Origin of the sequence: Kluyvera genomosp. 1 (assembly GCF_001266615.1) — a bacterium.
In the GTDB taxonomy this organism is placed as follows: domain Bacteria; phylum Pseudomonadota; class Gammaproteobacteria; order Enterobacterales; family Enterobacteriaceae; genus Kluyvera; species Kluyvera cryocrescens_A.
In genome coordinates this window covers 1-20,198 of the sequence record NZ_LGHZ01000011.1, presented here as the reverse complement: position 1 = coordinate 20,198, position 20,198 = coordinate 1, and the positions used below count along the sequence as shown (strand labels likewise).

At 54.8% G+C, this 20,198-nt stretch carries 24 protein-coding genes; 21 read left to right on the top strand and 3 right to left on the bottom strand.

Features of this window, described 5'->3' with window-relative positions; translation table 11 throughout:
* Nucleotides 1-2: 2 nt before the first annotated feature.
* The 8 genes from mdcA to mdcH all read left to right on the top strand — a co-directional run bounded on the left by mdcA (nucleotide 3) and on the right by mdcH (nucleotide 7,176).
* Nucleotides 3-1,658 carry a malonate decarboxylase subunit alpha gene (mdcA, locus tag KP80_RS06595; RefSeq protein ID WP_052282802.1) on the top strand — a complete coding sequence of 552 codons (1,656 nt, stop codon included), beginning with the start codon at nucleotides 3-5 and terminating at the stop codon, nucleotides 1,656-1,658.
* Entirely contained in the window at nucleotides 1,658-2,515 is an 858-nt protein-coding gene (locus KP80_RS06590) for a triphosphoribosyl-dephospho-CoA synthase (protein WP_052282801.1), read from the top strand. Before mdcA ends, KP80_RS06590 begins: the two co-directional genes overlap by 1 nt.
* A 9-nt stretch (nucleotides 2,516-2,524) precedes the next feature.
* Nucleotides 2,525-2,824, top strand: coding sequence for a malonate decarboxylase acyl carrier protein (gene mdcC, locus KP80_RS06585; RefSeq protein ID WP_052282800.1), 300 nt, complete (start codon nucleotides 2,525-2,527; stop codon nucleotides 2,822-2,824).
* On the top strand, nucleotides 2,817-3,650 hold the full coding sequence (locus KP80_RS06580; RefSeq protein WP_052282799.1) for a biotin-independent malonate decarboxylase subunit beta: 834 nt from the start codon (nucleotides 2,817-2,819) through the stop codon (nucleotides 3,648-3,650). The genes mdcC and KP80_RS06580 overlap by 8 nt, the downstream gene beginning before the upstream one ends.
* Complete coding sequence (mdcE, locus tag KP80_RS06575; protein WP_052282798.1) at nucleotides 3,650-4,450, top strand: biotin-independent malonate decarboxylase subunit gamma; 801 nt, start codon at nucleotides 3,650-3,652, stop codon at nucleotides 4,448-4,450. Before KP80_RS06580 ends, mdcE begins: the two co-directional genes overlap by 1 nt.
* Nucleotides 4,451-4,698: 248 nt before the next feature.
* Entirely contained in the window at nucleotides 4,699-5,658 is a 960-nt protein-coding gene (locus tag KP80_RS06570) for an AEC family transporter (RefSeq protein ID WP_052282797.1), read from the top strand.
* A gap of 3 nt (nucleotides 5,659-5,661) precedes the next feature.
* Nucleotides 5,662-6,279 (top strand): malonate decarboxylase holo-ACP synthase, encoded by a 618-nt coding sequence (locus KP80_RS23060; protein WP_052282796.1) that lies wholly within the window; start codon nucleotides 5,662-5,664, stop codon nucleotides 6,277-6,279.
* The gene (gene mdcH / locus KP80_RS23055; protein WP_052282795.1) at nucleotides 6,280-7,176 is read left to right on the top strand and encodes a malonate decarboxylase subunit epsilon; all 897 of its coding nucleotides are present in this window, start codon (nucleotides 6,280-6,282) and stop codon (nucleotides 7,174-7,176) included.
* A 50-nt stretch (nucleotides 7,177-7,226) separates the two neighbouring features.
* Here the strand turns inward: mdcH and KP80_RS06555 are convergent, their stop codons facing one another.
* Together KP80_RS06555 and KP80_RS06550 are read right to left on the bottom strand one after the other, a co-directional pair.
* On the bottom strand, nucleotides 7,227-8,159 hold the full coding sequence (locus KP80_RS06555; RefSeq protein ID WP_052282794.1) for a LysR family transcriptional regulator: 933 nt from the start codon (nucleotides 8,157-8,159) through the stop codon (nucleotides 7,227-7,229).
* A gap of 16 nt (nucleotides 8,160-8,175) precedes the next feature.
* Complete coding sequence (locus KP80_RS06550) at nucleotides 8,176-10,080, bottom strand: ABC transporter ATP-binding protein (RefSeq protein WP_052282793.1); 1,905 nt, start codon at nucleotides 10,078-10,080, stop codon at nucleotides 8,176-8,178.
* A gap of 130 nt (nucleotides 10,081-10,210) precedes the next feature.
* Between KP80_RS06550 and kefG the strand changes: the two genes are divergently transcribed.
* The 4 genes from kefG to slyD all read left to right on the top strand — a co-directional run bounded on the left by kefG (nucleotide 10,211) and on the right by slyD (nucleotide 13,458).
* On the top strand, nucleotides 10,211-10,762 hold the full coding sequence (gene kefG, locus KP80_RS06545) for a glutathione-regulated potassium-efflux system ancillary protein KefG (RefSeq protein ID WP_052282792.1): 552 nt from the start codon (nucleotides 10,211-10,213) through the stop codon (nucleotides 10,760-10,762).
* A complete protein-coding gene (gene kefB / locus KP80_RS06540; protein ID WP_052282791.1) occupies nucleotides 10,762-12,567 on the top strand; it encodes a glutathione-regulated potassium-efflux system protein KefB in 1,806 nt (601 codons plus the stop codon). The genes kefG and kefB overlap by 1 nt, the downstream gene beginning before the upstream one ends.
* 10 nt (nucleotides 12,568-12,577) lie before the next feature.
* The gene (locus KP80_RS06535) at nucleotides 12,578-12,778 is read left to right on the top strand and encodes a YheV family putative zinc ribbon protein (protein ID WP_052282790.1); all 201 of its coding nucleotides are present in this window, start codon (nucleotides 12,578-12,580) and stop codon (nucleotides 12,776-12,778) included.
* 95 nt (nucleotides 12,779-12,873) lie between these two features.
* Entirely contained in the window at nucleotides 12,874-13,458 is a 585-nt protein-coding gene (gene slyD / locus KP80_RS06530; protein ID WP_052282789.1) for a peptidylprolyl isomerase, read from the top strand.
* Between the two features lie 114 nt (nucleotides 13,459-13,572).
* On the opposite strand, the gene KP80_RS06525 is transcribed toward slyD, so the two are convergent.
* Nucleotides 13,573-13,791, bottom strand: a complete 219-nt coding sequence (locus tag KP80_RS06525) for a protein SlyX (RefSeq protein ID WP_052282788.1) — start codon at nucleotides 13,789-13,791, stop codon at nucleotides 13,573-13,575.
* Nucleotides 13,792-14,022: 231 nt separating this feature from the next.
* Here KP80_RS06525 and fkpA point away from each other — a divergent pair, with 231 nt between their 5' ends.
* From fkpA to KP80_RS23300, 9 genes are all read left to right on the top strand, one after another.
* Nucleotides 14,023-14,844 carry an FKBP-type peptidyl-prolyl cis-trans isomerase gene (gene fkpA / locus KP80_RS06520; RefSeq protein ID WP_052282787.1) on the top strand — a complete coding sequence of 274 codons (822 nt, stop codon included), beginning with the start codon at nucleotides 14,023-14,025 and terminating at the stop codon, nucleotides 14,842-14,844.
* A 165-nt stretch (nucleotides 14,845-15,009) separates the two neighbouring features.
* Nucleotides 15,010-15,732 (top strand): helix-turn-helix transcriptional regulator, encoded by a 723-nt coding sequence (locus KP80_RS06515; RefSeq protein WP_052282786.1) that lies wholly within the window; start codon nucleotides 15,010-15,012, stop codon nucleotides 15,730-15,732.
* Entirely contained in the window at nucleotides 15,732-16,118 is a 387-nt protein-coding gene (tusD, locus tag KP80_RS06510) for a sulfurtransferase complex subunit TusD (RefSeq protein WP_052282785.1), read from the top strand. Before KP80_RS06515 ends, tusD begins: the two co-directional genes overlap by 1 nt.
* Nucleotides 16,118-16,477 carry a sulfurtransferase complex subunit TusC gene (gene tusC, locus KP80_RS06505; protein ID WP_052282784.1) on the top strand — a complete coding sequence of 120 codons (360 nt, stop codon included), beginning with the start codon at nucleotides 16,118-16,120 and terminating at the stop codon, nucleotides 16,475-16,477. Before tusD ends, tusC begins: the two co-directional genes overlap by 1 nt.
* A 7-nt stretch (nucleotides 16,478-16,484) precedes the next feature.
* On the top strand, nucleotides 16,485-16,772 hold the full coding sequence (gene tusB, locus KP80_RS06500) for a sulfurtransferase complex subunit TusB (RefSeq protein WP_052282783.1): 288 nt from the start codon (nucleotides 16,485-16,487) through the stop codon (nucleotides 16,770-16,772).
* A gap of 123 nt (nucleotides 16,773-16,895) precedes the next feature.
* Nucleotides 16,896-17,270: a 30S ribosomal protein S12 gene (gene rpsL / locus KP80_RS06495; protein WP_036111075.1), complete on the top strand. Its 375-nt coding sequence runs from the start codon at nucleotides 16,896-16,898 to the stop codon at nucleotides 17,268-17,270.
* Between the two features lie 95 nt (nucleotides 17,271-17,365).
* Nucleotides 17,366-17,836, top strand: a complete 471-nt coding sequence (gene rpsG, locus KP80_RS06490) for a 30S ribosomal protein S7 (RefSeq protein ID WP_052282782.1) — start codon at nucleotides 17,366-17,368, stop codon at nucleotides 17,834-17,836.
* A gap of 96 nt (nucleotides 17,837-17,932) precedes the next feature.
* On the top strand, nucleotides 17,933-20,047 hold the full coding sequence (gene fusA, locus KP80_RS06485) for an elongation factor G (protein ID WP_052282781.1): 2,115 nt from the start codon (nucleotides 17,933-17,935) through the stop codon (nucleotides 20,045-20,047).
* Between the two features lie 69 nt (nucleotides 20,048-20,116).
* Nucleotides 20,117-20,198, top strand: an 82-nt coding sequence (locus tag KP80_RS23300) for an elongation factor Tu (RefSeq protein ID WP_003842260.1), incomplete at its 3' end; no start/stop codon positions are given.

Sequence of the window (20,198 nt, the reverse complement as noted above, 5' to 3'; positions counted from 1 at the left end):
TAATGTTATCTGGGCAAACACCAGCACGCGTCTGGAACACACGTCGCACTGAAAAACAGCGACGTCTGGCTTCCATTCCGGTGCAGGGCAAGGTTCTGCCGACCGCAGACCTGACCGCGATGCTGGAAAAACTGATCGCGCCGGGTGACCGCGTGGTATTAGAAGGGAATAACCAAAAGCAGGCAGATTTCCTGTCTCGTATGCTGGCTGAGGTTAACCCACAGATTGTGCATGACCTGCACATGATTATGCCAAGCGTCGGGCGTAGCGAACATCTGGATATCTTTGAAAAAGGTATCGCTCGCAAGCTGGATTTCTCATTCTCTGGTACCCAGAGCCTGCGTATTTCGCAGCTGCTGGAAGATGGTCTGCTGGAAATCGGCGCCATTCACACCTATATCGAGCTTTACTCCCGTCTATATGTCGATCTCTCGCCAAACGTGGCGCTGATTGCCGGCTTTAAAGCTGACCGTAAAGGCAACCTCTATACCGGCGCAAGTACCGAAGATACTCCGGCGCTGGTGGAAGCCGCCGCATTCCATGACGGTATCGTCATCGCCCAGGTTAATGAACTGGTGGACGATGAATGCGATCTGCCGCGCGTCGATATCCCGGGTTCGTGGATTGACTACGTGGTTGTGGCCGACAAACCGTTCTTTATCGAACCGCTGTTTACCCGCGACCCGCGCCTGATCAAACAGGAGCATATCCTGATGGCGATGATGGCCATTAAAGGGATCTACGCGGAACACCAGGTACAGTCGCTCAACCACGGTATCGGTTTTAACACCGCAGCGATTGAACTGCTGCTGCCAACCTACGGCGAACAGCTTGGTCTGAAAGGCAAAATCTGTAAACACTGGACCCTGAACCCGCATCCAACGCTGATTCCGGCGATTGAAAGCGGCTGGGTGGAAAGCGTGCACTGCTTCGGCGGTGAGCTGGGGATGGAAGAGTATATCCGTGCCCGTCCAGACATCTTCTTTACCGGTGCCGATGGTTCCATGCGTTCTAACCGTGCGTTCTGCCAGCTGGCAGGCCAGTACGCGGTGGATATGTTCATTGGTTCCACCTTGCAGGTCGATGGCTATGCCAACTCCTCAACGGTAACCCGTGGTCGTCTTTCTGGTTTCGGCGGCGCGCCAAACATGGGGCACGACCCGCATGGTCGTCGTCATGCAACACCTGCCTGGCTGAACATGATTACCGAGCCTGACCCTATGCAGCGCGGTAAAAAACTCGTTGTACAGATGGTCGAAACCTTCCAGGCCGGCGTGAAACCAACATTCGTCGAAAAACTCGATGCCGTTGAAGTGGCCAAAAGCTCCGGTATGCCATTAGCTCCCGTCATGATCTATGGCGACGACGTGACCCACGTGCTGACCGAAGAGGGGATTGCGTACCTCTATCGTGCGGAAAGCCTGGAAGAACGCCGTGCGATGGTCGCTGCGGTTGCCGGGATTACCGACATTGGTCTGGGCGTTGACGCTAAACGTGTCGCCGCGCTGCGCCAGAGCGGCAAGGTTGTTTATCCAGAAGATATGGGCATTCGTCGTACCGACGCCACCCGTTCTCTGCTGGCGGCCGGTAGCGTGTCTGACCTGGTTGAATGGTCCGGCGGTCTTTACAACCCACCTGCGAAATTCCGGAGCTGGTAATGAAACTTCTGCCCCAGATTCATGTTGAAGGCGGTGCCGAATGGCTGGCGCGAACCGCCACGCAATGTCTGATTGACGAAGCACGATTAAGCCCAAAACCGGGTCTGGTGGACAGTCGGGGGAACGGCGCGCACCACGATCTTACTCTGGCGCTCATGGAGCGCTCGGCGCACAGCCTGACCTCCACGTTTCAGGCGCTGGCGCAGCAAAGCTGGCAACGTCCAGCGGACATTGCGCTCAGACAAACCGTAGGGCGACTCGGCCGTGAAGGCGAGAAACAGATGATGGCCGCCACTGACGGCGTGAATACCCACCGCGGTGCTATTTGGGCGTTGGGGCTGTTGGTTAGCGCCGTCGCGATGCACGGCGGCACGGGCAGCGCGCAGCAGGTTGCGGCCACCGCCGCAGAACTGGCGAAGCTGCCGGATGCCGCGGCACCCAAGGTTTTCAGCAAAGGGCTCCGCGCCACCCACCGTTATCAGGTGCCGGGCGCGCGCGAAGAGGCGCAGCAGGCGTTTCCACACGTGATGCAGCGTGCGCTGCCACAGTTGCGATTAAGCCGGTTGAACGGCAGCAGCGAAACGCAGGCGAGGCTCGACGCGCTGATGGCAATCATGACCTCGCTGACAGATACCTGTGTGCTGTCCCGCGCAGGGCTGGAAGGGCTTGATGCCATGCAGGATGGCGCTCGCGCAGTGCTTCGCGCAGGCGGTAGCGCCCATCCGGCGGGTCAGGCGGCGCTGGCGGCGCTCGATAGCCAAATGCTGGCGTTGAACGCTTCGCCGGGCGGCGCTGCGGATTTGCTTGCCGCCACCCTGTTTCTCGATCGCATCGAATCGCCTTATTTAAAGCATTAAGAGGATGTTATGGAACACATTACGTTAACCGTACCGGCCAGCCGCACCTTAAGCGGTAAAGCGCTGGCAGGCGTTGTGGGCTCCGGGGATATGGAGGTGTTATTCACCGCCGACCAGGGCCAGACGTTAACCATTGATATCACCACTTCCGTCGATAACAGCCGTAGCCGCTGGGAAGCGCTGCTTAACCGTCTACAAACGGTCAGCAGCCTGCCGGCCGGGAAACTGACGATTCACGATTTCGGCGCAACGCCCGGCGTGGCACGCATTCGTATCGAACAGGTTTTTGAAGAGGTGAGCTATGCGTGATGACCGCAGTTTTATCGAATTAAAAGCGCGCCAGCGCGCGCATGCGCTGCTTGATGAAGGCAGCTACCGTGAACTGCTCGACCCGTTTGAAGGCGTGATGTCGCCTTGGCTGGGCGCGCAGGGCATCGTACCGCAGGCCGATGACGGCATGGTGGTTGCCAAAGGCACCATCAACGGTAAACCAGCCGTTGTTGTGGCTATTGAAGGCGCATTCCAGGGCGGCAGCATGGGCGAAGTGTCCGGTGCCAAAATGGCGGCGGCGCTGGAACTGGCGGCAGAAGATAACCGCAACGGTATTCCAACTCAGGCCGTTCTGAGCCTGGAAACTGGTGGCGTGCGTTTGCAAGAGGCCAACCTCGGTCTGGCGGCGATCGCGGATATTCACGCAGCGATTGTTGATTTGCGTCGTTACACCCCGGTGGTCGGCATCGTTGCCGGTACCGTCGGTTGCTTCGGCGGGATGTCTATCGCAGCGGCGCTGTGTAGCTATCTGATTGTTACCCGTGAAGCGCGCCTGGGGCTCAATGGCCCGCAGGTTATCGAACAGGAAGCCGGGATTGAAGAGTATGACTCCCGCGACCGTCCGTTTATCTGGAGCATGACCGGCGGCGAAATTCGCTACCAAAGCGGTCTGGTAGAAGCGCTGGTGGGCGACGGTGTCAATGCGGTGAAAGCCGCGATGAACGATGCGCTGGCGAAAGGTGTACCGGCTAAACACCGCACCGACAACTATGACTGGTATCTCGACCGTTTAAGCCATTTCGATACGCGTAAACAAGCGGATACCGAACAGATTCACGCGCTTTTCGCCCGGGAGGTGAAATGATGAGTAACTCAATAAGCCGTGGCGAATTATGGCTCGAAACCCTCGCTCCAAACGTTAAACGTCTGTCAGGGCTGTGCCCATCCGTACAGGCCGTTGACGGTGAACTCAATGGTGAAGCGGTGCGCTTTATTGCCGTCGTTCCCGATGCCAACAACCATTTCCCACGCGCCGCTAAAGGTGAAGTGGGCCTGCTGGAAGGTTGGACGCTGGCAAAAGTGGTGAGCGAAACCATTGCAGCTGACGCAGACAAAGCGGTTAAACGTCCGATTGTGGCGGTGATTGATGTGCCAAGCCAGGCGTACGGTCGTCGTGAAGAAGGTTTTGGTATTCACCAGGCGCTGGCCGGTGCTGCAGCGGCTTACGCCAATGCGCGACTGGCAGGTCACCCGGTAATCGGCCTGATTGTGGGTAAAGCGATGTCCGGTGCATTTCTGGCACACGGCTATCAGGCTAACCGTCTGATTGCGTTTAACGACAAAGGCGTGCTGATCCACGCGATGGGGAAAGAGTCTGCGGCCCGCATCACGCTGCGTACCGTCGACGCGCTGGAGAAACTGGCGGCCACCATTCCTCCGATGGCGTATGACATCAGTAACTACGCCACTTTGGGGCTGTTGGAAAATCTGCTGGATATCAGCAACCCGGATGCCCCGTCTGCCAACGATCTGACGCAGGTGAAAACCACGCTGCAACAGGCCATCAAAGACGCTCGTCAGGACCCAACGCTGAAAAGTCGTTTGGGTGCCGACAATCGCCGCAGTTCCGCTCTCGTACGTGAACGTATGCGAGCAAGCTGGTAAGTAAAAAGAGACCTGCCAGATGTACGACCCCGCGGGCGTGATTATGCGCCCGCGAGGCAGTCTACATCCTGAAAATAATAATCATCGCGTCAGTGCTAAAGCACAAAGTCATTCAGACGGCATCAAGGCGGCAACTCAGCGAATCCTTAGGCGCTTACTCAAGTAAGTGACCGAGGTAAGCGAAGGCAGCCAACGCAGAGGCAGGCTGAATGGCGAAGTGGTTTTCTTTTTTGAATTACAGGTGAAATATGACTTACGTAATTGTTCATGCTCTTGCTCCGATTTTCGTCATCATGCTGCTGGGATTCTGGGCCGGTAAGGCCAAAATGGTGGACAACAAAAATGTCTCCCTGCTCAACATCTTCGTGATGGACTTTGCTTTACCCGCTGCGCTATTCAGCGCGACGGTACAAACGCCATGGGCCGGTATTGTTGCTCAGTCACCGCTGATTCTGGTGCTGACGCTGGCGATGTGGATTACCTACGCTGCCATCTACTTTATGGCGACCAAACTGTTCAATAAATCCCCGCAGGATGCGGCCGTGTTGACGCTGACCGTCGCGCTGCCAAACTATGCGGCGCTGGGTCTGCCGATTCTGGGCAGTGTGCTCGGTGAAGCGTCTTCAACCTCACTGTCTGTTGCTGTGTCGATTGCCTGCGGCTCCGTGTTGATGACGCCGTTCTGCTTGCTGATCCTCGAACGTGAAAAAGCACGTGCCGACGGTGGTAACACCGGTTCTACCCTTTCCATGCTGCCGGTACTGATGTGGCGTTCCATTAAGAAACCGATCGTCATGGGTCCGCTGCTGGGGGTTATCCTCTCCGCGATTGGTATCAAAATGCCGGAGCTGGTGTTGGCGGCGATTAAACCGTTGGGGCTGTCCGCCACTGCGGCTGCGCTGTTCCTGACCGGGGTAATTCTCTCTGCGCGTAAACTGCAGATCAACACCGTGGTAATCACCTCCACCATCGCCAAGCTGCTGATTCAACCAGCGATTGCCTGGGGCATCGTATTGATTCTCGGCCTGCACGGTTCGGTCGCGATTACCGCCATTTTGATGATTGCACTGTCTGCCGGTTTCTTCGGTGTGGTATTCGGTAACCGCTTTGGCGTGCAGTCGCCGGATGCAGAAGCCGTGCTGCTGTTGAGCTCAGTCCTGTGTATCCTGTCGTTGCCGCTGTTTATCTCGCTGACTTCAGGAATCTAAATCATGACCGCAACATTACGCCCACACGACTTAATCTGGCTTAACGCGCGCGATGCGCTGGAAGGGACCACCGAGTCCTGGGTCGATGATGTCTGGCATACCGGTCTGCCGGTAGTGGTGCGGCGTGATGTTGATGAAGCCGGACGCATTCCCGTTGGTGTACGTGGAATGAAGCGCGACCAGCGGGCGGCAGGTTGGGCGAAAGCCGATGCTGTCACCCGTGTCTGTTCGCCAGAATCGTTGGTTGACCCGCAGGTCCTGCTACGCTCACCGTTTATCTCGCAGCCACCGGTTCAGGTGGCTTTATTGTTGTCACAGCAGCAGTGGCCGTGGCGTTGGGGGATTACCGGTAGCACCGGCTATGCGCTGGCCACCGGGATCCCGGTGATTCATGCCAGCAGCGATTTAGATCTCACTATCCGTGCGCCGCAGGCATTCGATCGTCGGATGCTGGAGAAATGGCAACAGCAGCTGACGGATGGGCTATGCCGCGCCGATACGCAGGTCGAAACGCCAAACGGCGCGTTTGCTCTTAATGAGTGGTTGCGCGATGGCCGGGCACTGTTAAAAACGCCACGAGGACCGCTGCTGGTGAGCGACCCGTGGAGCAGGGAGGATTAAATGAAAATTCTGTTTACCTTTCCGGGGCAGGGAACGCAGCATCCCGATATGCTGCGTCATCTTCCCGGCACTGAGTTGGCGCAGGCACGGGACGTGTTGGGCGCTGAAGCCGATACGCTGGATACGCCAGAAGCGCTGAAACACACTCGGGCGGTGCAGTTGGCGCTGTTGATTGCTGGGGTTGCCTGGGCTCGGGAGTTAGAGCGTCGCGGCGTAGCGCCGGATATTGTCAGTGGCCTATCGATTGGCGCTTATCCGGCGGCGGTGGTTGCCGGTGCGCTCGACTTTACCGATGCGTTAAAGCTGGTAGCACTGCGCGGTGATTTAATGGAGCAGGCGTACCCGCAGGGCTACGGGCTGACGGCGATAATGGGGCTGACGCTGAATCAGGTGGAGGCGCTGGTTGAAGGTAGCGGGACCTATATTGCCAATCTGAATGCGGAAACGCAGATTGTAATTGCCGGGAGCGATGAGGCCATGGCCGCAGTGGCGAAGCGCGCGCTGGATAAAGGGGCGAACAAAGCTCACCGTCTGGCGGTCAGCGTCCCGTCGCACTGCGCGCTGCTGGCGCAACCGGCACAGACGCTGTGCGAGGCATTCAGTCATGTCACGCTTTCTCGTCCACGCCATGCTTACCTGAGCGGCAGTACCGGGCGTGTGTTGTGGCAGCCGGAACGCATTGCTGACGACCTGGCCATGAATATGGCGCGCACGGTTCGCTGGCAGGAGGCGGTCGTTTCTGCCAATGAGCGTGAAGCCAGGCTGGCGATTGAGATGCCGCCCGGTGGCGTACTCACCTGCCTGACGCGCCAGGCCGCATGGGACGGAGAATCTATTGCGCTGGAGCGCAGCGGGATAGATGTTGCCGTGCATCTGGCAAAACGGCTGAGAGGTTGAACTGTGTGCCCGCTGGCGCAGCGTTTAGCGGGCTGACGAGGGGCGGCGGTTTAGGTGCCGTCCTGCAAACTGCGGGCGTACATACGGCCTTCGGCAGCCAGCGCCAACAGACTTGGGTCGCGCTCGCGATTGCGGGCGAAGACAATCGCAATCAGCTGCCGCATTTGATACGGGTCCGCCAGTTTTTGCAGATGCACCGTATTTTCATACATCTTCTTCATTCGCCCTGGCATCAGGGTTAATCCCACTCCCGCCTGTACCAGACTCAGCATCGAAAAGATGTCGTTTACCCGGGTGACGATTTCCGGCTCAAACCCGGCAATATGAAACGCTTCCTGGAAGCCAGCGTAGGTGGCAAAGCCTTCCGCCAGCGAAACAAATTTCTCATTGCGGTAATCGCGAAGATCGGCGGTTTTATTGATATCCAGCGCCGCGCTGGTGGGGGCGGCGAGGTAAATATCGTCGTGGAACAGTGGCAGTACTTCCAGGCTGTTGCGATCGATTTCACTTTCCGAAATGGAGATAAGGATCGCATCCAGCGTACCGTTCTCCAGCATATTCAGCAGGGCTTCGTTTGAGCCCATGGTCAGATCCATTTCCAGATCCGGGCGACGCAGCTTCATGCCCATGATCAGGTGCGGGACGGTTTCCAGCGTGAGAGAGTAGAGCGTGCCAACGCGTAAACGCCCCTGGCCGACGCCGGCGGTTTTACGCGCCTCTTCTAGCCCGCGCTCCATCATCTGCGTGACTTCCTGGCAGTACTCCAGCAGCGTCCATGCCGCCGGTTGGGCAATAAGGTTACGCCCTTTGTGCACGAACAGTGGACAACGAACGTTCTCTTCCAACGTATGCAGCGCCCGATGGACGCTCACGCCGCTGATATCCAGCGCTTCCGCAGTTCGCGCAATGTTGCCCTTCTCCATAAAGGTCATGAAGATGGTTAGCTTGCGGAAAGTAATATCATCGGTGATAGAGAGGTTCATCGTCCGGCCCCGCGGGTTAGTCGTTCTGCATCATCTGCTCAAGCTGTTCCTGCGCATCCAGCCACGCCATTTCGCACTCTTCCAGCCCGGATTTGGCGCTGGCCTGCTGTTGCAGACACTCGGTCATCTCCGCCTTACGGCCAGGTTCGTACAGACTGCTGTCGCCGAGCTTCTCTTCCGCCTGTGCCAACTGAGCGTTGAGTTTCTCCATCTCTTTTTCCAGACGGGTAATCTCTTTACGCAGCGGCTGCGTCAGGGTACGGAGTTCAGCTTCACGGCGCTTTTGATCTTTGCGGGATTGAGCGCTGTTGGCGTTCTCTTTCGCCGGCTCATCGCTCTGGTTTTCCTGCTTTTGCACGTCACTCAGCCATTGCTGATAATCTTCGAGGTCGCCGTCGAACGGTTCGACTTTTTTATCGTGCACCAGATAGAGATCGTCGGTGGTAGAGCGGATCAGGTGACGATCGTGCGAAACCACGACCAGCGCGCCTTCAAAGTCGATCAACGCTTCGGTTAACGCCTGGCGCATATCGAGATCAAGGTGGTTAGTTGGTTCATCGAGCAGCAGCAAGTTCGGACGCTGCCAGACGATGAGCGCCAGCACCAGACGTGCTTTTTCACCGCCGGAGAAGCGGGCGGTCTGTTCCGTCACTTTATCGCCCTGGAAGCCAAAGCCGCCGAGGTAGTCGCGAAGCTGCTGTTCTAGCACCTGAGGCGCCATGCGCGCAAGGTGCTGAATAGGGGATTCATCCGCGCGTAAGAATTCCAGCTGATGCTGGGCAAAGTAGCCAAGCTTGATACCTTTCGCGAGGCCGATTTCACCATGCAGCGGCGCCAGTTCACCGGCCAGCAGCTTAATGAGCGTCGATTTACCCGCGCCGTTACGGCCCAGGAGACCGATACGCGAACCCGGCACCAGGTTTAGCTTGATGGATTCGAGGATGGTGTGGTCACCATAGCCGGCGCTGACCTTTTCCATCTTCAGCAGCGGGTTTGGCAGGCTTTCCGGCGTGCGGAAGCTGAAGCGGAATGGGTTGTCCACGTGTGCCGGGGCAATTAGCTCCATACGCTCGAGCATCTTGATACGGCTCTGTGCCTGTTTGGCTTTGGTCGCCTGGGCACGGAAACGGTCAATATAGCTTTGCAGATGCGCGACGCGCTCCTGCTGGCTTTCATACAGCGCCTGCTGTTGGGCCAGACGCGTGGCGCGCTGACGCTCGAACGAGCTGTAGTTACCGGTGTATTCGAACATGGTTTGCTGTTCGATATGAATAATTTTATCCACCACCGGATCGAGGAAGTCGCGGTCGTGGGAAATCAGAATCAGCGTGCCCTGATAGCTTTTGAGCCATCTTTCCAGCCAGATCACCGCATCGAGATCGAGGTGGTTAGTCGGTTCATCAAGCAGCAGCAGGTCAGAACGGCAAATCAGCGCCTGTGCGAGGTTTAGACGCATACGCCAACCGCCGGAGAAGTCGCTGACCGGGCGCTCAAGCTGCTCGTTGCTAAAGCCCAGACCGTGTAGCAGGCTGGAGGCGCGAGAGCGGATCGTCCACGCATCAATCGCGTCCAGTTTTCCGTGTACGGTGGCGATAGCGTGCCCGTCGTTACGTTCATTAGCATCGTTCAACTGGGCTTCTAACTGACGGAACTCGCGATCGCCGTCGATCACGTAGTCCAGCGCCGGTTCGGCAAGCGCTGGCGTTTCCTGGTTTACCCACGCCAACTGCCAGTTACCGGGATAGGTAAAGTTGCCGCCATCGGCGCTAATCTCGTTTTTCAGCAGAGCGAGCAGCGTGGATTTACCGCAGCCATTTTTCCCCACCAGGCCGATTTTCTGCCCAGGGTTGATAGTGGCCGTTGCGTTATCCAGCAGGACACGCACGCCACGACGAATTTGTAACGAGGAGAAAACAATCATAAGGCGCCGTATGTTCTGACTATGTTAAATTGTCATTGTGATAATGTAATGTGAGCAATGTGCCGCACCGAGGCGCAATGGTAGCCTAAAACGTCTTGAATAGACAAAAGACAAAACCGGGAGAGGAATGATGTCTCAGACAGCGAAGGTGTTGCTGCTGTATGCCCATCCGGAATCTCAGGATTCGGTGGCCAACCGGGTTTTGCTTAAACCGGCTCAGCAGCTAAAAAACGTAACGGTGCACGATCTCTATGCGCACTATCCAGATTTCTTTATTGATATCCCCCGGGAACAACAATTGCTACGTGAGCATGACATTATCGTGTTCCAGCATCCGCTCTATACCTATAGCTGTCCGTCATTACTGAAAGAGTGGCTCGACCGTGTGCTTAGCCGCGGTTTTGCGAGCGGAGTGGGGGGGAACGAACTGGCGGGAAAGTATTGGCGTAACGTGATTACGACCGGTGAGCCGGAAAGTGCCTATCGCCACGATGGCCTCAATCGCTATCCGATGAGCGATATTTTGCGTCCGTTCGAACTGACCGCTGCGATGTGCCATATGCACTGGATGAGCCCGATTATCGTCTACTGGGCGCGCCGTCAGCCGCCGGATGAGTTGGCGAGCCATGCGAAAGCCTACGCCGACTGGCTGGCTGCGCCGATTACGGCAGGAGGACGATGATGGAAGGTTCCGATTTATTACTGGCCGGCGTGCTGTTTCTCTTCGCCGCGGTTGCCGCGGTGCCGTTAGCGGCAAGGCTGGGCATTGGTGCCGTTTTAGGCTATTTGCTGGCGGGGATCGCCATCGGCCCATGGGGTCTTGGATTTATCAGTGACGTCGATGAAATTCTCCATTTCTCCGAGCTCGGCGTGGTGTTTCTGATGTTTATCATTGGGCTCGAGCTGAATCCGTCGAAACTGTGGCAACTGCGGCGGCCGATCTTCGGTATTGGCGCGGCGCAGGTGATTTTTAGCGCGGCGATCCTCGGTGGGCTGCTGATACTCACCGACTTCTCCTGGCATGCGGCGGTGATTGGCGGTATAGGTCTGGCGATGTCCTCTACGGCAATGGCGCTACAGCTGATGCGCGAAAAGGGCATGAATCGCAGTGAGTCTGGTCAGCTTGGTTTCTCAGTACTGTTGTTCCAGGACTTAGCGGTGATCCCGGCGCTGGCGCTGGTGCCTCTGCTGGCGGGCGCGGGAGATGACCATTTCGATTGGCAAACCGTGGGCTTAAAAGTGCTGGCCTTTGCCGGGATGCTGATTGGCGGGCGTTATTTGCTGCGTCCGGTGTTTCGTTTTATTGCCAGCTCCGGCGTGCGCGAGGTGTTTACCGCCGCCACGCTACTGCTGGTGCTCGGCTCAGCGCTGTTTATGGATGCGCTGGGGCTTTCGATGGCGCTGGGTACCTTTATCGCTGGCGTGCTGCTGGCGGAGAGTGAATACCGACATGAGCTTGAGATCGCCATCGATCCGTTCAAAGGATTACTGCTCGGCCTGTTCTTTATCTCAGTCGGGATGTCGCTCAACTTAGGTGTGCTCTACAGCCATCTGCTGTTAGTCGTTGTGGGTGTCGCGGTGCTGGTGGCGGTGAAAACGCTGGTGCTCTATCTGCTGGCCCATCTGCACGGTTTACGCAGCTCGGAGCGAATGCAGTTTGCTGGCGTGTTGAGCCAGGGCGGGGAGTTTGCATTTGTGCTGTTCTCAGCGGCCTCTTCCTTCAAAGTGTTCAAAGGTGACCAGATGTCGCTGCTGTTGGTGACCGTCACCCTATCGATGATGACTACACCGCTGTTGATGAAACTGGTGGATCTGGTGTTGTCTCGGCGCTTTAACGGCCCGGAAGAAGAAGATGAAGCCCCATGGGTGGATGATGACAAACCGCAGGTTATTGTGGTGGGCTTTGGCCGTTTTGGTCAGGTGATTGGCCGTCTGCTGATGGCCAATAAACTGCGTATTACCGTGCTGGAGCGTGATATCAGCGCGGTGAATCTAATGCGTAAATATGGCTATAAGGTCTATTACGGCGATGCCACTCAGGTCGAACTGTTACGGTCGGCTGGCGCTGAGCAGGCGCAGTCCATTGTCATCACCTGTAATGAACCGGAAGACACGATGAAGCTGGTGGATATCTGTCAGCAGCACTTTCCGCATCTGCACATTATGGCCCGTGCGCGGGGACGTGTTGAGGCGCACGAACTGCTGCTGGCGGGCGTGGTACAGTTTTCCCGTGAGACCTTTTCGAGTGCACTGGAGCTGGGGCGTAAAGCGCTTATCTCCACCGGCATGCATCCTCATCAGGCCCAGCGTGCGCAGCTGCACTTTAAGCGGCTGGATATGCGCATGCTGCGCGAGCTGATGCCGGTGCACAGCGATACCCAACAAATTTCGCGCGTGCGTGAAGCGCGGCGCGAGCTGGAAGAGATCTTCCAGCGAGAGATGCAACAAGAGCGGCGGCAGCTGGATGGCTGGGACGAATTTGAATAGAAGGTGAAGTATGGCGATACGTAAACGTTTTATCGCGGGGGCGAAATGCCCGTCGTGTCAGGCGCAGGATTCGATGGCGATGTGGCGCGAAAATAATATCGATGTGGTTGAGTGCGTTAAGTGCGGACACCAGATGCGGGAAGTGGATAAAGAAGCGCGCGAACATGTGCGCAAAGAAGAGCAAGTTATCGGAATTTTTCATCCAGAGTAGCGTTCCGTGCTGTCTTTTTTTAAGCTTATGGGTACACGGGTGCAGAATTCCGCTACAATCTGCGCCACTAAATATTCCCATGCTCAGGAGATATCATGAAAGTAGCAAAAGACCTGGTGGTCAGCCTGGCCTATCAGGTACGTACAGAAGACGGTGTATTGGTTGATGAGTCTCCGGTAAGTGCACCGCTGGACTACCTGCATGGTCACGGTTCCCTGATCTCCGGCCTGGAAAATGCGCTGGAAGGTCACGAAGTTGGTGATAAATTTGACGTTGCTGTAGGCGCAAACGACGCTTACGGTCAGTACGACGAAAACCTGGTTCAGCGCGTTCCTAAAGACGTTTTCATGGGCGTTGATGAACTGCAGGTTGGCATGCGCTTCCTGGCTGAAACTGACCAGGGACCAGTTCCTGTTGAAATCACTGAAGTGGAAGACGAACACGTTGTGGTTGATGGTAACCACATGCTGGCTGGTCAGAACCTGAAGTTCAACGTTGAAGTTGTCGCTATCCGCGAAGCAACCGAAGAAGAACTGGCTCATGGCCACGTTCACGGTGCAAACGGCCACGACCATGACCACGATCACGACCACGAAGGTTGCTGCGGTGGCCACGGTCACGACCATGGCCATGAACACGGTAAAGGCGGTTGCGGTAACGGCGGTTGCGGTTGCCACTAATCGGTCTGCTTGCCTGATGGCGTAATGCTGATCAGGCCTGCCGATGTGCAACCTTTTATCGGCTGGATATCTTTCCGGCACAAAAAAAGCGGGTTTCCCCGCTTTTTTTTCGTCTCAATAGTGAGGCGGTGGCGTCTCTTCAGACTGGGACGCAATGTTTGATGGCTGGCTTGCCTTCAGTTTGTCCGTCAGCAGACGCAGGTGTTCGCGCAGTTTCGCCATCTCAAGTTCATGGGCGGTGACCGTTTGGTTGAGGTCATCAATGGTTACCTCCTGGAAGGCCAGTCGGCTTTCAAGCTCAGCCAAACGCACTTCGATAGTTGTTTCCTGCATGATGTCTCTCTCTACTGTTATCGCCAAAAGCGTTTCTGACGCGCGGATTCTACGCAACTTTTTTCAGCCGCGCAGCACTCCTGTGCGTGAGCGGAAACTAATTTAAACAAAAAGAGTCTGAAAAGGGTCGATATAAGAAGCGTTCATATGTAGATTTCCTCTACAACGTTCTATAGTACGCTTCTCATTTAGTTAACATTGGGGCGAGAGGCCCCGGCCCTGGAGAGATGGATGAAATCACTGTTTAAAGTAACGCTTCTGGCAACCACAATGGCCGTTGCACTGAATGCGCCCCTGACTTTTGCTGCTGATACCGCGGCGAAAGCGGCACCCGCTGCGCAAAGCAAAGCTGCATTCAAAAATGACGACCAGAAATCTGCCTATGCACTGGGCGCTTCGCTGGGTCGTTACATGGAAAATTCTCTGAAAGAACAGGAAAAACTGGGCATCAAACTGGATAAAGACCAGCTGATCGCTGGTGTTCAGGACGCTTTTGCAGATAAGAGCAAACTGTCCGATCAGGAAATTGAACAAACCCTGCAGGCATTTGAAACTCGCGTGAAAGCTTCCGCTCAGGCGAAGATGGAAAAAGACGCTGCTGAAAGCGAAGCGAAAGGTAAAGCCTTCCGTGAGAAGTTCGCCAAAGAAAAAGGCGTGAAAACCTCTAAAACTGGCCTGATGTACAAGGTTGAGAAAGAAGGTACCGGCGATGCGCCGAAAGACAGCGACACCGTTGTGGTTAACTACAAGGGTACCCTGACCGATGGTAAAGAGTTCGATAACTCTTACACCCGCGGTGAGCCTCTCTCCTTCCGTCTGGATGGTGTGATCCCTGGCTGGACTGAAGGCCTGAAAAACATTAAGAAAGGCGGTAAAATCCAGCTGGTTATCCCACCAGATCTGGCATACGGTAAAACCGGCGTTCCGGGTATCCCAGCCAACTCCACGCTGGTATTTGATGTTGAACTGTTAGACATCAAACCGGCTCCGAAAGCGGATGCGCAGCCAGAAGCTGCACCGGCTGATAAAGCCGCTGATGCTGCTAAAAAATAAGAGCATGAAAGCCGCCGCCCATTGGGCGGCGGCTTTTTATTATCTGCAGGATATAATTAATGCTGGAAAGCGCCTTATGCGCTGTATTACTTTAGATGCCCCTAATAGTGATGAGCCTGCCCTGACAACATAACGACAGGCTCCTGAAAAGGAGTGCTTTTTTTCATGTCCAGGTCGCTTTTAACCAACGAAACCAGTGAACTCGATTTACTGGATCAACGTCCTTTCGATCAAACTGACTTCGATATCCTTAAATCCTACGAAGCGGTGGTGGACGGGTTGGCGATGCTCATTGGTTCCCACTGTGAAATCGTGTTGCACTCACTGCAGGATCTCAAGTGCTCGGCAATACGCATTGCTAACGGCGAACATACCGGCCGAAAAATCGGTTCTCCTATTACCGATCTTGCGCTGCGTATGCTGCATGATATGACCGGGGCGGATAGCAGCGTTTCCAAATGCTATTTTACTCGCGCCAAAAGCGGCGTACTGATGAAGTCCGTTACCATTGCCATTCGTAATCGCGAACACCGTGTTATCGGGTTGCTATGCATCAACATGAACCTTGATGTGCCGTTCTCGCAGATTATGAATACCTTTATTCCGCCAGAAACACCGGAAGTGGGCTCTGCGGTTAACTTTGCGTCCTCTGTTGAGGATCTCGTGACCCAGACGCTGGAATTCACCATCGAAGAAGTAAATGCCGATCGCAACGTTTCTAATAACGCCAAAAACCGTCAGATCGTGCTTAACCTTTACGAGAAAGGGATCTTTGACATCAAAGACGCCATCAACCAGGTTGCCGACCGCCTGAATATCTCCAAACATACGGTCTATCTCTACATTCGCCAGTTCAAGAGCGGCGATTTTGTGGGACAAGACAAGTAATGCGTTTTGCCCTGATGGTGACGGGGCCAGCTTATGGTACCCAGCAGGCGAGCAGCGCGCTGCAGTTTGCTAAGGCTGTGCTTGCAGAAGGTCACGAAATCACGTGTGTCTTTTTCTATCGGGAAGGGGTGTACAACGCCAATCAGCTGACTTCACCCGCCAGCGATGAGTTCGATCTTGTCCGCGCATGGCAGTCGCTGCATGAGGCGCACGGTGTAGCGCTGCACATCTGCGTCGCTGCTGCGCTACGTCGCGGTGTCACCGACGAGAAAGAAGCGAGTCAACTGAAGCTGCCTGGTTTTAACCTACAGCCGGGCTTTTCTCTTAGCGGTTTGGGGGCGCTGGCCGAAGCGGTGCTGACCTGTGACCGGATGGTGCAATTCTGATGAAGCGTGTTGCCTTTGTTTTTTCCTCCGCGCCACATGGCAGTGCCTCAGGCCGGGAAGGGTTGGACGCGCTGCTAGCGACCTCAGCACTGAGTGATGATCTCGGCGTCTTTTTTATCGGCGACGGCGTGTTTCAGCCGTTGAGTCAACAGAAGCCCGACGTAATTCTGGCGCGCGATTATATCGCCACCTTCAAGCTCCTGGCGCTCTATGACATTGAGAACTGCTGGATCTGTGCCGCCTCGATGCGTGAGCGTGGTCTCAGCGCGCAGGCGTCCTTCGTCACAGACGTTGAAGCGCTTGAACCAGATGCGATACGCCAGAAGCTGAATGAATACGACGTGATTTTGCGTTTTTGAGGCCCCTATGCTGCATACGCTAAGTACCTCTCCGTGGCATGCCGATATAACGGGTATGCTGCGTTTGATAAACGAGGGTGATGATTTACTGTTGATGGCCGATGGCGTGCTGGCTGCAGTGGAAAACAGCCACTTCATTGAAATTCTTCGTGCCGCCCCCATATCCCTCTACGTGTTGAAAGAGGATACGCAGGCGCGCGGTCTTTGTGCTCAAATTTCGAGCGATGCTATCATGGTCAGCTATACTGACTTCGTCAGGCTTACGGTAAAACACCCGGCGCAAATCGCCTGGTGACATTGGACCGTTGTATATTTCTTGACACCCTATCGGCATAGCCCTAAAATTTCGCGTCCTCATATTGCATGAGGCGATTTATTACGTGTTTACGAAGCGAAAGCTACAACCAGGAGCTATTTAATGGCAACAGTTAACCAGCTGGTACGCAAACCACGTGCACGCAAAGTTGTGAAAAGCAACGTGCCTGCGCTGGAAGCCTGCCCGCAGAAACGTGGCGTATGTACTCGTGTATATACCACCACTCCTAAAAAACCAAACTCCGCACTGCGTAAAGTATGCCGTGTGCGTTTGACCAACGGTTTTGAAGTGACTTCCTACATCGGTGGTGAAGGTCACAACCTGCAGGAGCACTCCGTGATCCTGATCCGTGGCGGTCGTGTAAAAGACCTCCCGGGTGTTCGTTACCACACCGTTCGTGGTGCGCTTGACTGCTCCGGCGTTAAAGACCGTAAGCAATCACGTTCCAAGTATGGCGTGAAACGTCCTAAGGCTTAATGGTTCTCCGTTAAGTAAGGCCAAACGTTTTATATTAATGTCAAACTAAACTCTTAGAGTTTTGGACAATCCTGAATTAACAACGGAGTATTCCCATGCCACGTCGTCGCGTCATTGGTCAGCGTAAAATCCTGCCGGATCCTAAGTTCGGATCAGAGCTGCTGGCTAAATTTGTAAATATCCTGATGGTAGATGGTAAAAAATCTACCGCAGAAACCATCGTATACAGCGCGCTGGAGACCCTGGCTCAGCGTTCTGGTAAAGATGGCCTGGAAGCTTTTGAAGTAGCCCTCGAAAACGTGCGTCCGACTGTCGAAGTTAAGTCTCGCCGCGTTGGTGGTTCTACTTATCAGGTTCCAGTTGAAGTCCGTCCGGTTCGTCGTAATGCCCTGGCAATGCGTTGGATCGTTGAAGCTGCTCGTAAACGCGGTGATAAATCCATGGCTCTGCGCCTGGCGAACGAACTTTCTGATGCTGCAGACAACAAAGGTACTGCAGTTAAGAAACGTGAAGACGTTCACCGTATGGCAGATGCCAACAAGGCGTTCGCACACTACCGTTGGTAATCCCTTCGGAGTATTAGTCACCAGGCGGGCGCTTCAGAGAAGCTGCCCGCTTTGGGTTACTTAACTGAACGCCTAAAAAGATAAACGAGGAATCAAATGGCTCGTACAACACCCATCGCACGCTACCGTAACATCGGTATCAGTGCGCACATCGACGCCGGTAAAACCACTACTACCGAACGTATTCTGTTCTACACCGGTGTAAACCACAAAATCGGTGAAGTTCATGACGGCGCAGCTACCATGGACTGGATGGAGCAGGAGCAGGAACGTGGTATCACCATCACTTCCGCTGCGACTACTGCATTCTGGTCTGGTATGGCTAAGCAGTATGAGCCGCACCGTGTAAACATCATCGACACCCCGGGGCACGTTGACTTCACTATCGAAGTAGAACGTTCCATGCGTGTTCTTGATGGTGCGGTAATGGTTTACTGCGCAGTTGGTGGTGTTCAGCCACAGTCTGAAACCGTATGGCGTCAGGCAAACAAATATAAAGTTCCACGCATTGCGTTCGTTAACAAAATGGACCGCATGGGTGCAAACTTCCTGAAAGTTGTTGGTCAGATCAAATCCCGTCTGGGCGCGAACCCTGTTCCGCTGCAGCTGGCGATTGGTGCTGAAGAAGGTTTCACCGGTGTTGTTGACCTGGTGAAAATGAAAGCCATCAACTGGAACGAAGAAGATGCAGGCGTAACCTTCACTTATGAAGATATTCCAGCAGACATGCAGGATCTGGCTGACGAATGGCACCAGAACCTGATCGAGTCCGCTGCTGAAGCTTCAGAAGAGCTGATGGAGAAATACCTGGGTGGTGAAGAACTGACTGAAGAAGAGATCAAAAAAGCTCTGCGTCAGCGTGTTCTGAACAACGAAATCATCCTGGTAACCTGTGGTTCTGCGTTCAAGAACAAAGGTGTTCAGGCGATGCTGGATGCGGTAATTGATTACCTGCCATCCCCAATCGACGTACCTGCGATCAACGGTATGCTGGACGACGGTAAAGACACTCCGGCTGAGCGTCATGCAAGTGACGAAGAGCCGTTTGCTGCACTGGCGTTCAAAATCGCAACCGACCCATTTGTGGGTAACTTGACCTTCTTCCGTGTGTATTCCGGTGTGGTTAACTCTGGCGATACCGTATACAACCCGGTTAAATCTGCTCGTGAGCGTTTTGGCCGTATCGTTCAGATGCACGCTAACAAACGTGAAGAGATCAAAGAAGTTCGCGCGGGCGACATCGCTGCTGCTATCGGTCTGAAAGACGTGACTACGGGTGATACCATCTGTGATCCGGATAACGTCATCATTCTGGAGCGTATGGAATTCCCAGAGCCGGTAATTTCCATCGCCGTAGAACCGAAAACCAAAGCTGACCAGGAAAAAATGGGTCTGGCTCTGGGTCGTCTGGCTAAAGAAGATCCATCTTTCCGCGTATGGACTGATGAAGAATCTAACCAGACCATCATCGCTGGTATGGGTGAGCTGCACCTCGACATCATCGTTGACCGCATGAAGCGTGAATTCAACGTTGAAGCGAACGTCGGTAAACCTCAGGTTGCTTACCGCGAAGCGATTCGCGCGAAAGTTACCGATATCGAAGGTAAACACGCTAAGCAGTCTGGTGGTCGTGGTCAGTATGGTCATGTTGTTATCGACATGTACCCACTGGAGCCGGGTGTAAACCCGAAAGGCTACGAATTTATCAACGACATCAAAGGTGGTGTAATTCCTGGTGAATACATCCCTGCTGTTGATAAAGGCATCCAGGAACAGCTGAAATCCGGCCCACTGGCGGGTTACCCGGTTGTTGATCTGGGCGTGCGTCTGCACTTCGGTTCTTACCATGACGTTGACTCCTCCGAGCTGGCGTTTAAACTGGCCGCTTCTATCGCCTTCAAAGATGGCTTTAAGAAAGCGAAACCAGTTCTGCTTGAACCAATCATGAAGGTTGAAGTAGAGACTCCGGAAGAGAACACCGGTGACGTAATCGGTGACTTGAGCCGCCGTCGTGGTATGCTTAAAGGTCAGGAATCCAACGCTACTGGCGTTGTGATCCACGCTGAAGTTCCGCTGTCCGAAATGTTCGGTTATGCAACTCAGCTGCGTTCACTGACCAAAGGCCGTGCTTCTTACTCTATGGAGTTCCTGAAGTACGACGATGCGCCGAACAACGTTGCTCAGGCAGTTATTGAAGCCCGTGGTAAATAAGCCACAGGATTAAAACCTAAGTCCCGTGCTCTCTCCGAAGGAGAGAGCACTATAGTAAGGAATATAGCCGTGTCTAAAGAAAAATTTGAACGTACAAAACCGCACGTTAACGTCGGCACCATCGGCCACGTTGACCACGGTAAAACTACCC

Coding starts and splice junctions, on each gene's coding strand:
- mdcA (WP_052282802.1), top strand. CDS start 3: ATGTTATCTGGGCAAACACCAGCACGCGTCTGGAACACACGTCGCACT.
- KP80_RS06590 (WP_052282801.1), top strand. CDS start 1,658: ATGAAACTTCTGCCCCAGATTCATGTTGAAGGCGGTGCCGAATGGCTG.
- mdcC (WP_052282800.1), top strand. CDS start 2,525: ATGGAACACATTACGTTAACCGTACCGGCCAGCCGCACCTTAAGCGGT.
- KP80_RS06580 (WP_052282799.1), top strand. CDS start 2,817: ATGCGTGATGACCGCAGTTTTATCGAATTAAAAGCGCGCCAGCGCGCG.
- mdcE (WP_052282798.1), top strand. CDS start 3,650: ATGAGTAACTCAATAAGCCGTGGCGAATTATGGCTCGAAACCCTCGCT.
- KP80_RS06570 (WP_052282797.1), top strand. CDS start 4,699: ATGACTTACGTAATTGTTCATGCTCTTGCTCCGATTTTCGTCATCATG.
- KP80_RS23060 (WP_052282796.1), top strand. CDS start 5,662: ATGACCGCAACATTACGCCCACACGACTTAATCTGGCTTAACGCGCGC.
- mdcH (WP_052282795.1), top strand. CDS start 6,280: ATGAAAATTCTGTTTACCTTTCCGGGGCAGGGAACGCAGCATCCCGAT.
- KP80_RS06555 (WP_052282794.1), bottom strand. CDS start 8,159: ATGAACCTCTCTATCACCGATGATATTACTTTCCGCAAGCTAACCATC.
- KP80_RS06550 (WP_052282793.1), bottom strand. CDS start 10,080: ATGATTGTTTTCTCCTCGTTACAAATTCGTCGTGGCGTGCGTGTCCTG.
- kefG (WP_052282792.1), top strand. CDS start 10,211: ATGTCTCAGACAGCGAAGGTGTTGCTGCTGTATGCCCATCCGGAATCT.
- kefB (WP_052282791.1), top strand. CDS start 10,762: ATGGAAGGTTCCGATTTATTACTGGCCGGCGTGCTGTTTCTCTTCGCC.
- KP80_RS06535 (WP_052282790.1), top strand. CDS start 12,578: ATGGCGATACGTAAACGTTTTATCGCGGGGGCGAAATGCCCGTCGTGT.
- slyD (WP_052282789.1), top strand. CDS start 12,874: ATGAAAGTAGCAAAAGACCTGGTGGTCAGCCTGGCCTATCAGGTACGT.
- KP80_RS06525 (WP_052282788.1), bottom strand. CDS start 13,791: ATGCAGGAAACAACTATCGAAGTGCGTTTGGCTGAGCTTGAAAGCCGA.
- fkpA (WP_052282787.1), top strand. CDS start 14,023: ATGAAATCACTGTTTAAAGTAACGCTTCTGGCAACCACAATGGCCGTT.
- KP80_RS06515 (WP_052282786.1), top strand. CDS start 15,010: ATGTCCAGGTCGCTTTTAACCAACGAAACCAGTGAACTCGATTTACTG.
- tusD (WP_052282785.1), top strand. CDS start 15,732: ATGCGTTTTGCCCTGATGGTGACGGGGCCAGCTTATGGTACCCAGCAG.
- tusC (WP_052282784.1), top strand. CDS start 16,118: ATGAAGCGTGTTGCCTTTGTTTTTTCCTCCGCGCCACATGGCAGTGCC.
- tusB (WP_052282783.1), top strand. CDS start 16,485: ATGCTGCATACGCTAAGTACCTCTCCGTGGCATGCCGATATAACGGGT.
- rpsL (WP_036111075.1), top strand. CDS start 16,896: ATGGCAACAGTTAACCAGCTGGTACGCAAACCACGTGCACGCAAAGTT.
- rpsG (WP_052282782.1), top strand. CDS start 17,366: ATGCCACGTCGTCGCGTCATTGGTCAGCGTAAAATCCTGCCGGATCCT.
- fusA (WP_052282781.1), top strand. CDS start 17,933: ATGGCTCGTACAACACCCATCGCACGCTACCGTAACATCGGTATCAGT.